A 10,337-nucleotide genomic window follows, 5' to 3' on the forward strand; every position below is an offset into this window, starting at 1 on the left:
ACCGTAAATCAGCCTGATTTAAATATCAGGCGGATTTCAGCCCAAATACAACCCTGATGATATAATTCTATAAGAATGTTTGTGAACCATCTTGGTTAATTATGGCATTGACTAACAGCACATTGCGGCCGTAGTACGCAAATCAACACGGCGATACCTCCATATTCACGGAGAACGTTGCCGTTGAATTTATGCGTCACTGGAGAACGCTGCGATGAATATTAAACGTGGACGCTTCGATCAGATCGAAACTGTCGATTCGAAGCCAGCAACCAGCATCCTGGATCACTTTAAGGCCGCTCTCCCCGAGCGGTTCGTGATGTTTGACAACGCATGTCGAGGTGACGCCCTGAACCTCGATCTCTATGGGGTTGACCCCGAACAGGATGTGGCTGTGGTCCAGGTCCGGCACAGCTTCCGCCGATACCGCAATGGCTTCCTCAACCAGCACAAAACCTACGTCCTCTGCGGGTTCAACGAATTAACCAAGCAACCCTTCCGGCACCCGGTTGGTGCCGCTGCTGTTCGGGGTTCGATCCGCCGTGATCCGGACGATCCGGCAGCATCAGTTAGGGCGGCCCAGCGGTGGATGTGGGAGGTGACCGAACGTCAATTGGCGAATGGCATTCGACAAGGTGACGTGCTGCTGGTTCCAGAACGTGGCCAGCCCAAGGTCGCTAAGGAAATCGGGCCTCAACACACTGTCGGCCAAAGCCATGAAATCCGGGCCTCCAGGGTCGTGGTCACCATTGATGGGCGGGTCTGGGCCTACTCACCAAGCGTTTGGCACGCCAAGAACCAGCATGACCCGATCTTTGCCGACCATGAGGGCTGGCACTCGGTTCGGGTCGCCCGAGAGGAAATGGCCTGGAACTTCAGCGTCCGATTAGGTGATTGAGGGCTGGGAGGTCGCAGAAATGGACAAGCTCATCAAACTCCTTGCCACCGCACTCGATCCCGCAGCAACCGATCCCGAAAAGCTGACGGCCATGGGGAAGGTCGCCGCGATTCTCAACGCCGAAGGAACCCACGCGAGCCAACTCGTCATCACCACGGACGAAGACTCCGTGGATTGGGAGGCGGTGGTAAATCGCCAAATGGCCGAAATCACTCGACTACGGCGGGAAATATCCAAGCTCAAGGCACTCCAGAAGCAGGGGGCCACGGGTCCGGCCTCGGGAAAATCCAAGCCATTCCCCCGCGATATTCGGGCGGCTTGGGTGGACGTGGACCAGCACGGATTCGTCAAGGGATCGTGGAACAGATGAACATTGGAGGTTGCTGCCATGACATACAGATATCACACAGGCTTGGCTGAAGTTGGCTTGTTGGCTGAGGGAATTACCGGAGAATTGACCCCCGGCACCTCCCCAGGTGCCATGAAGTCAAAAGCGTGCAAGTTGATTGGAATACCGCAGGTGTGTGGTGCCCCATGGATGTCCGTCGATCTTCGACTGGATGGCAATACCTTGACCATATCGGACGATGGTTCGTTTGATCGAATGGGTGCCATCCCCGAAGGGCCGCTATCCATCGAACTAACCGCCATGTTCGACGAATTCTCGGGGGATTTTGACGGCTACGATATCGAATTGACCGGGATAGGAAGCGATGTCTTCGCCCTCGCAATTGGCATCGGCTTACGCATCACCCTTCGTGAACACAGGAAAGTTATAGATGGCCAGCACCGCTACACGGCTGTCGGCAATCTGATCACCCTCTCCCGTGACATAACAATGTCCGAGGTCGTCGAGGCCCTCATCAACCCTCCACCTGTAACCGAAATGGTGCGGCGGCAATAGCCAACACGGTGACGGGTACGTGGTTGGGTCTTGGTCGTGACCCCATGCCGACAGGCAAACGATCACTGGGTGATGTAGCTCACCGTAGAGCGGTGACGAAAGTCGCAGGCGATGGGTCGTTCCCATCCATCACTCCCGATGGCGGCGTTGAACAGACGTGGCATGAAGCCCGTCGAAATCCGAATCAATCATGAAGCGGAACACGCCTTCGAAAGAAGGAAATTATGAAATCGAGAAGAAAAAGTACAACTAACTATCAGAATGCACCGAAAGCAGTTGCTATCGATGATCCGGCGTACACCCCGACAGCACTATTCTACGACATTGTGCTTTCGTCGGACAATGCGACGCTCTTCATGCCGAATGACAGCGTGGAATTCTCAGACGATGCCACTGAGCTTTACCTGCGGGAGTATTACGCTATCTTCGGCAGCGTACCGCAGATTTGGCACACTGTTTTTGCCAAGCTGATCCCGCTTAAGATCGCAAGCTGGGGCTACCTGAAGGCAGGAAAGCACCTGATCCCCATTCCGTTCGTGCCTAACCCTGAGACGGTGGAGCGGAGCGACAATGGGGCTTCCACCACCATGACCCCGAGCCAGTACGGTATCTTTGTTTCAGCCGTGGTTTTCAGCCAGTTGGCCGTTGCCCTCCAGCATGACCCGAACTTTCTGGCCCTCAGCTTCATCAATGGCCTGGATATTAACAAGGCCATTGACTGGTATCGCGGGTGCATGAACGCCCTCTGGGCATTTGCCAAGGATGATCCGACCTGGACCGGCGTTGCCGACCAGTTGGATTGACCGCCATGAAAAAATTCGAGCGTGAACTTCGCAAAGCCTATGGCGATGAGTGGGAGGTGAGCAGAACAGGGGGCGACCACTACCGTCTTGTCCACCGCGAGACCGGAATGATCTGTATTACGGCATCCACCCCTTCCAGTTGGCGGAACCAAAGGAAACTTCGATCCACGACACAGCGATTGCTCCGTAAGAAACCACATTGACCTCCGCTCATTGAGGACGAACGGACTGATGGTGCAGGCACCGGAATCTATGGTTCCTGCACCATTTCCGTCCCTGGGACACAAGACTGCACTCGCAGGATAAATAAATATGAAAGCGAGGTGCGTCATGCAGGAGAAGCAAAATAACACTATCCTATTCCCGGAAATTATAGATATGAATCCGGATCATTACGCCAAGACATGCCCCGGATGCGGAGGCATCCATTACCTTATAACACTCACCAACAAAATCATTTGCGACAATTGCTTATTACCAGTTGAGTTTACAGATAATGACATCTAAAGCTGAACTCACCCTGGTTGCCGCCATTGAGCGTCGATTAGCGGAACTGTCTTCCCGATACCCATCATCGATCATGCTGGCGGTCGATGACGAAGGGCGAGACTACCTGGACGCGGCCCTGATGGGGCGGCATGGGGAGGTGTTGCTTACCGATAACGGCGGCGGCGATCTGACTGAGATTCACTGGCAAACGGTCCTGCACCATATCGGCTACGTAGCCGTCATCGTCTGGCTGAGTGATCCCCGAGACCTGGAATTGGTCAGGCAGGCGTGTCGTGAGGTGGAGCATCAACATCAACCATGCATCTGATCGTCGCAATAAAAGCCCTCAACTCAACGCTGTTATAAACATACTCCCCATGAAAGTTCCGGATTTCATTACCAATCCAGACATCATCCATAGTACGCCAGTTTTCACCCGCCTCTTCCCATATACGAATCATTTCACGAGCATCAGAAATAAATGGATTTACAGCCTCTCTTCTTACTTTTCTTCCAGCATCTTTAAAAATATCCGCCAAACCAACATCAACAGTCCCCGCAAGGGCCTCTAAATTTTCTCGCAGATTAATATCAGATGCATAATGCTTTCTGATCTGAATCTCTGATGTCCCCATGTTTGCAGCAAGTTTATACAAATTAAATGGATTCATGTTGTGGATCATCCATTGGCAATATGAATGCCTCATGCTGCCAAGAGTGCGATACCCTCCTTTTCCATCACTCCAGAGCCCAGCTTTTTGCAGCAGCACCTGAACGCCGTCATTAATATGGCATGGCTTTAATGGATTGAATTCATTAGAAAATACATACTCAAGCGGGTCATCCGTTTTTCTATGATCGACCATTTCTTTATATGTATTCATTATTTCAGATCGGCAAACAACTGATCGCACCGGCTTCAATTTTGATCTCACATTGCTAATGTGCAATGTTTTTCCCAATTGAACTGGAATAACAGCAAGATCACCCCACTTAAGACTGTGAATTTCTGCAACACGCAACCCGGAATACAGAACAAATTCAAATGCACAAATAACCCTTCGCAATCGCCATTTGTGATATTCGCGTTTCTCAGCATTAATTCTTTTCTGCTGCAAATCGCATATAGCTTTAAATTGTTCAGATGTGATGGATGATCGCGGCGAATCCAGACGATCCGTGTAGACAGTTTTTGTCAGACTATGCTCTGTGCCAAAATGTGTTTTCGAAAATCGCAAAACTTCATTAATGGTCATTGCGTATTGATTAATCGTGTTTCTGTTTGAAACACCGAGCTTTCGCCTCGTTGTCTCCTGAATACGCCCATTCTTTACAAAACTTAGCTTGCTAATATTTTTTCCAGGCCCCTCAGTCCAGTATGTTGCGAAATGAGTTTTTGCCTTTCTAATGTCATCATCACTTATATCCTTAATTGCCTTGTCAGCGAATAAAGGGATCAAATACGACCGTATGTGATTAATTTTCTTTCCAAGAGTTTGTGGGTGCCGCAGACGATCACCGTTTGGGGCACGCTCTCCATATTTTTTACGTGCCTTCAATTCCGCCTCAAGCTCTTCAGCTAATTTATTGGCGACAATACGGAAGGTCACATCCTTCCGGGGTTTTCCGCTGCTGATTCTCGTCTGTAACTTAATAAATTCAGCTTGGGCCTTTCTTCGAGCCTCTGCCTCATCAGCGGTACCTGTGGTCAGCCGAACCGGGACTCGCTCCCCTGGCCTCCTGAAAAGGCAGTACCAGCGAGCCCCACGCCAATATAATTGCTGAGTTCCCTCTGACACGGGCGTAAAATTGAGCGGGATCTGGTCCCTGTGCTGCACTGTGTCCGTTGATTTTTCAGCGTTTTTCGTGTGTCGCATTTGTGTTTTTGCCACCCAATGGATGACGAATCATACAGGGTGGACTGGCAGGTTTCAACGGCATCACGTCGCAACATTTTGGGTGTTTGACGAATAAATACCGTAAATATGGTAAGCATTGGTTTTTTTGATCTGAACGCTGAAATATTAGGTCACCGGCAAACGACACAACCATCCCAGCGGCGACCCGACGCCGTCGAAGGCCGACATCGACATGACCCGCCAGGTCAGGGACGCCTTGAAGGCGGTCGGCATCGCCCTGCACGACCATCTGATTATCGGCCGCAAGGGCCATAACAGTTTCAAGAGCATGGGGCTGTTGTGAGCGGCACCGACATCGCCGCCCCGGCCCTGCCGCCGATCATCGCCGTGTTCAACCACAAGGGCGGCGTCGCCAAGACCACCACCGCCGCCAACCTGGCCACCTGCCTGGCCGCCTTCGGGCTGAAGGTGGTGCTGATCGATCTGGACGCCCAGGGCAACGCCACCGCCGGGTTCGGCGTGCTGCCGCTGCCGGCGGTCGGGTCCTATGACGTGCTGCTGGGCAATTCGGAAATCGAGCCGGTGCTCGCGGCCTCGGGCTTTCCGGGCCTCAGCCTGCTGCCGGCCACCACTGACCTGCGCCTGGCCGAACTGCAACTGGCGACCGACGAACATTCGCACCTGCAATTGCGCAAGTCGCTGACCGAACACCATCTGTCGCGATGGGCCGACATCGCGGTGATCGATTGCCCGCCATCCCTGGGCATGGTCACCGCCAACGCCCTGACCGCGGCCAGCCACGTGGTGATTCCGGCCAGGCCCGACCCCTATACCCACGAAGGCCTGGTCAATACCTGGCACGAGATCAAGCGGCTGAAGGAAACCGTCAATTCCCGGCTGACGGTGGCCGGCATCCTGCTGACCATGGTGACCGGCGATGCCACCGAAACCGACGTGGCCCGCACCATGCGGGCCGAGTTCGGCGACATGGTCTACAAGGTCATGGTCGAGACCGACCCCAAGGTGGTCGAGGCGGCGCAGGCCGGCGTGCCGGTGGTGGTGCTGGACCCCGACGGCGGCTCGGGCCGGGCCTATGTGGCGGCGACGTTGGAGCTTCTGACCCGCCTGGCCGCCGGCCAGCCCTTGCCCGACGGCTTCAACCAGGACAGCGTGCTGAACACCTTGCGCGACTGGCGGGCGCGTCTGCCGGCCCTGCAGCGGCGCCCCACCGAGTCCGAGGCATGGGCCGCCGTACCGAAGGCCTGGGACGATGCCGAGCCGCACGACGATTGGACGCCCGAGCGCCTGACCCCGGCCGAGCCGGCGCGGAAGTTCACCATGGGCTGGCTGGCCGGCGCCTTTTTGGCCGGCCTGGCCCTGGGGGCCGGACTGGCGCTGACTATTGCAGGGTGAAGTATTTGTGCAGCTTGCTGATGCTGATCAGCTTGGCGACCTGACCGGACGCGCCCTTCAGGACCAGTTCGGTCTCGGTCTGCTGGGCGGCGTCGCGCACGATCAGCAGCATGCCCAGGGCCGACGAATCGACGAATTCCACCTTCTCCAGGTCGAAGACGGTGATTTTCGGGCGGTCGGTATTGATGCGGGCCAGGATGTCGCGGAACCCCTTATAGTCCGAATGAGTCATGCGGCCGGAGACATGGATGGTCAGGGCTTTGTCCCGACCTTCGAAGGCATAGTCCATGGCTTGGGCTCCATCCTGCGGTCTGCTGGAATTCTGTTCGCGGGTGCGAACGTCCATGTCATATTAGCGGCTTGCCACGCATGACGACAGTCGGAAAAAGCGTCAATCGTGTGACGATTAATGACACCGCAAGGATCCAAATGCCTCGCCTGTTGTTCGAGGAGTGTAGTTCAGCCGAACTGGCGACCGTGCTGCCGGGGCGTTTGAATCGCCATGAAAATGATGCAGGCGAAATCTTGGTTAAGGCCGACTTCCAAGAGGACGATATTGTCCGCGCGTTGCGGGCTCCCTTTCGCGGTGGCATTCAACTCGCGGCTGATGGCGAATCCCGGCTGGGCGAGTACTTTCTTGGTCACCTGAGAGACGGCGGGATCGGCTTGTCGCTCAGCACCGGGGCCGCCTACGATGCCGATGTCGCCGGCCGGTTCGTCCAGGCGCTGTGGCGCCGTGCTGCGGCCGGTCCGGCCGACGAGGCCATCTGCCTGGCGGTGCACGAGGCCTTGGCCAATGCGCTGGTGCACGGCAATCTTGAAGTCCCGCGGCTGGACGAGGATCTGGACGCCTTCCTGGGTCATTGCGAATTGCTGGAAGAGGCGAAGAACGACCCGGCCCGCTGGGGGCGGCGGATCGAAATTTCCGGCATCGGCAAGAACGGCGCCGTCGAGGTCGCCATCCAGGACCAGGGGCTTGGGTATCAGGTTCACGGCCCGGAGACCGGCAAGGCCGGGCATCGCCTGCATGGCCTGGAACTGATCCACGCCTGCGCCTCGACTGTCCGGGTCGAGGATGGCGGTCGCTGCCTGGTCCTGGTCTTTCCCATGCAAAGGAGCGATGAATCGTGACTCTGTCGGATTGCCGCGTCCTGATCGTCGATGATCATGCCCACAATCGCGCCTTGCTGGCCGCCCTGCTGGAAGGGCTGTCGATCACCTTGGTCGAACAGGCCGCCAACGGGATCGAAGGGTTGGAAAAGGTGGCCCGTCGCCGCCCCGACCTGATCTTGCTGGATGTGATGATGCCCGGCATGGACGGCTATGAAATGTGCCGCAAGCTGCGCCAGACCTATTCCCATTCCGATCTGCCGGTGATCTTCGTCACCGCCTTGGACAGCCCCGATGAACGCTCGGCCTGTTTTGCCGCCGGTGGCACCGACATGGTCGCCAAGCCGATCAACGGGCCGGAAATCGCCTCGCGCGTCGGGGTTCATCTGGAAAACCGCATCCTGCTGGACCGGCTGCGCGCCTTCCAGGAACGCCTGTCGCTGGAACTCGAGGCGGCCCGCGCCATCCAGGAAAACCTGACCCCCGGCCAGGCCGAGCTCAACCGGGTCGGCGCCGCCACCGGCACGGTGATCCAGGCCCATGCCGAGACCAGTTCCGAACTGGGCGGCGATTTCTGGAGCGTGCGTGACGACGGCGACGGCCATGTGGTGGTGCTGCTGGCCGATTTCGCCGGGCACGGGGTGGCCCCGGCCTTGAACGTCATCCGCCTGCACACCTTGTTCGGGCGGATTGCCGCCGCGGCGGCCCCGCACGAGGCGATGGTGGCCCTGAACGCCGAATTGAAGGCCTTGCTGCCGGTCGGCCAGTACGCCACCGCCCTTTACGGCATTTTCGACGCCCGGCGCGGCCGCTTCAGTTTCGCCGGCGCCGCCGCGCCGCCCTTCTGGATCGTCCAGAACGGCCAGGCCCGCTATATCGAGGCCTCCGGCCCACCGCTGGGCGCCTTCCAGGACGCCGAATACGAGACGCAGACCGTCGAGATCGGGCCGGACGCCCAATTGTTCCTGCACAGCGACGCGCTGATGGAAAGCCAGGTCGATGGCGCCGACATCGCCGACGAGCAGGTCCTGGCCGCCTGGCTGGTCGAGGATGCTGGCTCGGGTTCGTTGCCCCGGGCTTTGGCGGCGCGCTTCCACCGCCTGCTGCCGGGGCCGCCGCCCGACGATTTGACGATGATTTCCATCGGAGCTCGATGATTTCGATCTGAAATCATCAAGCTTGAACGACAAAGGCCGGACCATCGCTGGTCCAGCCTTTTCATGGCTGCGCGTGAAAGGGTTTGCGCCTAGTCCTGGCGGATGGTGGCGAGGCCGGCATCCTTCCAGGCGTTCAGGCCGCCCTTCATGTGGATGGCCCAGCCCTGGCCGGACGAGATCAGCTTGTTGGCGATGGCCGCCGAGCGCACGCCGCCCAGGCACGAGATGATCACCTTGCGGCCGGGGAAGGTGGGCCAGGTCGCGAGCTCGAAATCGCTCATCGGCGACAGCACCGAGCCGGGGATGCTTTCCTCGGCGAATTCTTCTTCTTCGCGCACATCGACCAGCACGGCCTCGCCGGCATCCAGCATCGCCTTGACGGTGGCGGGGTCCAGTTCGATCAGGCCGGAATTCACGATGCTCATGATGTGCGCTCCTTAATTTCACGTCGCGCATTATCTATATCGCACTGCGGCGAGTGATTTCAACACAAAAAGACAGTGTGAAAATAGATTTATGCGCAAAAGAACAGTGAAAAGGTGTTGAAATCAGGAGACACCATTGCCGACCGGGGGCGGTCGGGCGGTTCAGTCGACCAGGCGGGCGAAGTTTCTGACGTTATTGATCAGGATGTGCAGCAGGCGGGTGACGAAGGGATCGACCCCGGCCAGCTTGGAATCGACCAGCATCTTGGGCAGGACGATGACGTTGACGTTGGTTTTGGCGGTGGCGGTGGCCATGCGCGGCGCGCCATCGATCAGGGCCATCTCGCCGAAGATGGCGCCATCGTTCAGATCGGCGATCTTGGTCCGCCCGCGCGACAATTCGACGGTGCCGGTTTGGACGATATAGGCGACCGAGCCGTGGTCGCCTTCCTTGAAGATCACCTCGCCGGCCCCGAACGAGCGGCGATCGAGAACCGGGCCATGGGCCATGAATTCATCCGATCATTGATGGGTGGCTGCCATGATAGGGGCAAACCGGGCGGGCGTCACTCATGCTTGATGGGACCTGCCGCCCTACCCTATGCGAATCGAAGTTGCATGTCGCCACGATTGAGGCCGTTAGCTTCCGGGGGCTGGAATTGTCGGGCCTGTACCTAGTCAGGCGTTTGACAACCAATCGTATATAAGAGAGGCTTGGGGCAGCCATTGGCTTTGGAGGAAATGACGATGGAAACCGCTCTCTTTTTTGAAGGCCGCGAGGTGAATCACATCAAGAATTACGCTCGCCAGAATACTTACTTCAGCTCAGTAGGCGTGGGCAAAACATATTTTCCTCAAATTGGGCAGGATGGCGAGTATTTTAGCATTGACAGCGTCCTTCTGTTCGCCCCATCCGGCAAGAATGATTTTGTGAGAATACTGCCAATTCAGCCGCCTGTGGGGCAGTTGCTGTATCTTCACGCTGGTGGAACTGGCATTTGTTTGCGGTTTCACTTAAGTGACGGTGCAGCCAAGGCCACGGAACGTACTCAGGCGTTGACCGATGCAATGCGCGACATTATCGACCGGCTTGAAACGGTGGAAGTGACAGGTGACGTCCCGGAGGTGCCGCAAGAGAAACCTGACGATATTCCGTTCTGACCCACTGATATTCTCACTCCCACTCGATGGTCCCCGGGTATCCCCCCGGTGACGGCCGCCTGTTCGAGCGGCCCTTGCTCTGAGATTCTGCCAGCCTGATTGGCGTTGGTGGTGGCGG

Annotated in this window: 14 protein-coding genes and 1 pseudogene; 10 read left to right on the forward strand and 5 right to left on the reverse strand. The window is 57.1% G+C overall.

What is annotated here, in order from left to right:
* The first annotated feature begins 214 nt into the window (after positions 1–214).
* The 5 genes from A6A05_RS21990 (at position 215) to A6A05_RS20420 (ending at position 3,422) form a co-directional block, all read left to right on the forward strand.
* Positions 215–898, forward strand: coding sequence for a hypothetical protein (locus tag A6A05_RS21990; protein ID WP_068504549.1), 684 nt, complete (start codon positions 215–217; stop codon positions 896–898).
* A gap of 19 nt (positions 899–917) precedes the next feature.
* A complete protein-coding gene (locus tag A6A05_RS18825; RefSeq protein WP_082911069.1) occupies positions 918–1,268 on the forward strand; it encodes a hypothetical protein in 351 nt (116 codons plus the stop codon).
* Between the two features lie 168 nt (positions 1,269–1,436).
* Positions 1,437–1,802 (forward strand): hypothetical protein, encoded by a 366-nt coding sequence (locus tag A6A05_RS18830; RefSeq protein WP_068489615.1) that lies wholly within the window; start codon positions 1,437–1,439, stop codon positions 1,800–1,802.
* A gap of 224 nt (positions 1,803–2,026) precedes the next feature.
* A complete protein-coding gene (locus tag A6A05_RS18835) occupies positions 2,027–2,605 on the forward strand; it encodes a hypothetical protein (protein WP_156521151.1) in 579 nt (192 codons plus the stop codon).
* Between the two features lie 496 nt (positions 2,606–3,101).
* On the forward strand, positions 3,102–3,422 hold the full coding sequence (locus A6A05_RS20420) for a hypothetical protein (RefSeq protein ID WP_245644378.1): 321 nt from the start codon (positions 3,102–3,104) through the stop codon (positions 3,420–3,422).
* Here A6A05_RS20420 and A6A05_RS20425 read toward each other — a convergent pair.
* Positions 3,373–4,704: a site-specific integrase gene (locus tag A6A05_RS20425; RefSeq protein WP_172822326.1), complete on the reverse strand. Its 1,332-nt coding sequence runs from the start codon at positions 4,702–4,704 to the stop codon at positions 3,373–3,375. The genes A6A05_RS20420 and A6A05_RS20425 overlap by 50 nt on opposite strands.
* 433 nt (positions 4,705–5,137) lie before the next feature.
* Here A6A05_RS20425 and A6A05_RS20430 point away from each other — a divergent pair.
* Both A6A05_RS20430 and A6A05_RS18845 read left to right on the forward strand, forming a co-directional pair.
* Positions 5,138–5,296 (forward strand): annotated as a pseudogene (locus tag A6A05_RS20430) (JAB domain-containing protein); the annotation flags it as partial.
* Complete coding sequence (locus tag A6A05_RS18845; protein ID WP_068504556.1) at positions 5,293–6,366, forward strand: ParA family protein; 1,074 nt, start codon at positions 5,293–5,295, stop codon at positions 6,364–6,366. The pseudogene A6A05_RS20430 and the gene A6A05_RS18845, both read left to right, overlap by 4 nt.
* On the opposite strand, the gene A6A05_RS18850 is transcribed toward A6A05_RS18845, so the two are convergent.
* On the reverse strand, positions 6,353–6,655 hold the full coding sequence (locus A6A05_RS18850) for an STAS domain-containing protein (RefSeq protein ID WP_172822327.1): 303 nt from the start codon (positions 6,653–6,655) through the stop codon (positions 6,353–6,355). The genes A6A05_RS18845 and A6A05_RS18850 overlap by 14 nt on opposite strands.
* Before the next feature lie 170 nt (positions 6,656–6,825).
* Positions 6,826–7,011 carry a hypothetical protein gene (locus tag A6A05_RS21380; RefSeq protein WP_068504561.1) on the reverse strand — a complete coding sequence of 62 codons (186 nt, stop codon included), beginning with the start codon at positions 7,009–7,011 and terminating at the stop codon, positions 6,826–6,828.
* 21 nt (positions 7,012–7,032) lie between these two features.
* Between A6A05_RS21380 and A6A05_RS21385 the strand changes: the two genes are divergently transcribed.
* Positions 7,033–7,497, forward strand: coding sequence for an ATP-binding protein (locus tag A6A05_RS21385; protein ID WP_068504563.1), 465 nt, complete (start codon positions 7,033–7,035; stop codon positions 7,495–7,497).
* Positions 7,494–8,633 (forward strand): PP2C family protein-serine/threonine phosphatase, encoded by a 1,140-nt coding sequence (locus A6A05_RS18865; protein ID WP_068504565.1) that lies wholly within the window; start codon positions 7,494–7,496, stop codon positions 8,631–8,633. The genes A6A05_RS21385 and A6A05_RS18865 overlap by 4 nt, the downstream gene beginning before the upstream one ends.
* An 89-nt stretch (positions 8,634–8,722) precedes the next feature.
* Here A6A05_RS18865 and A6A05_RS18870 read toward each other — a convergent pair whose 3' ends face one another.
* The gene (locus tag A6A05_RS18870; protein WP_068504567.1) at positions 8,723–9,058 is read right to left on the reverse strand and encodes a rhodanese-like domain-containing protein; all 336 of its coding nucleotides are present in this window, start codon (positions 9,056–9,058) and stop codon (positions 8,723–8,725) included.
* 162 nt (positions 9,059–9,220) lie between these two features.
* Positions 9,221–9,568, reverse strand: coding sequence for a cyclic nucleotide-binding domain-containing protein (locus A6A05_RS18875; protein ID WP_068504569.1), 348 nt, complete (start codon positions 9,566–9,568; stop codon positions 9,221–9,223).
* A 237-nt stretch (positions 9,569–9,805) separates the two neighbouring features.
* Here A6A05_RS18875 and A6A05_RS18880 point away from each other — a divergent pair, with 237 nt between their 5' ends.
* Positions 9,806–10,219 carry a hypothetical protein gene (locus tag A6A05_RS18880; RefSeq protein ID WP_156521152.1) on the forward strand — a complete coding sequence of 138 codons (414 nt, stop codon included), beginning with the start codon at positions 9,806–9,808 and terminating at the stop codon, positions 10,217–10,219.
* Positions 10,220–10,337 lie beyond the last annotated feature (118 nt).

This window comes from Magnetospirillum moscoviense (assembly GCF_001650635.1).
Taxonomy (GTDB): domain Bacteria; phylum Pseudomonadota; class Alphaproteobacteria; order Rhodospirillales; family Magnetospirillaceae; genus Magnetospirillum; species Magnetospirillum moscoviense.

Bases quoted from the DNA above. Each gene is read 5' to 3' on its own strand.
- A6A05_RS18875 (WP_068504569.1), bottom strand. From the start codon at position 9,568: ATGGCCCATGGCCCGGTTCTCGATCGCCGCTCGTTCGGGGCCGGCGAG.
- A6A05_RS18880 (WP_156521152.1), top strand. From the start codon at position 9,806: ATGGAAACCGCTCTCTTTTTTGAAGGCCGCGAGGTGAATCACATCAAG.
- A6A05_RS18835 (WP_156521151.1), top strand. From the start codon at position 2,027: ATGAAATCGAGAAGAAAAAGTACAACTAACTATCAGAATGCACCGAAA.
- A6A05_RS18825 (WP_082911069.1), top strand. From the start codon at position 918: ATGGACAAGCTCATCAAACTCCTTGCCACCGCACTCGATCCCGCAGCA.
- A6A05_RS18870 (WP_068504567.1), bottom strand. From the start codon at position 9,058: ATGAGCATCGTGAATTCCGGCCTGATCGAACTGGACCCCGCCACCGTC.
- A6A05_RS18850 (WP_172822327.1), bottom strand. From the start codon at position 6,655: ATGGACTATGCCTTCGAAGGTCGGGACAAAGCCCTGACCATCCATGTC.
- A6A05_RS18830 (WP_068489615.1), top strand. From the start codon at position 1,437: ATGTCCGTCGATCTTCGACTGGATGGCAATACCTTGACCATATCGGAC.
- A6A05_RS20420 (WP_245644378.1), top strand. From the start codon at position 3,102: ATGACATCTAAAGCTGAACTCACCCTGGTTGCCGCCATTGAGCGTCGA.
- A6A05_RS21990 (WP_068504549.1), top strand. From the start codon at position 215: ATGAATATTAAACGTGGACGCTTCGATCAGATCGAAACTGTCGATTCG.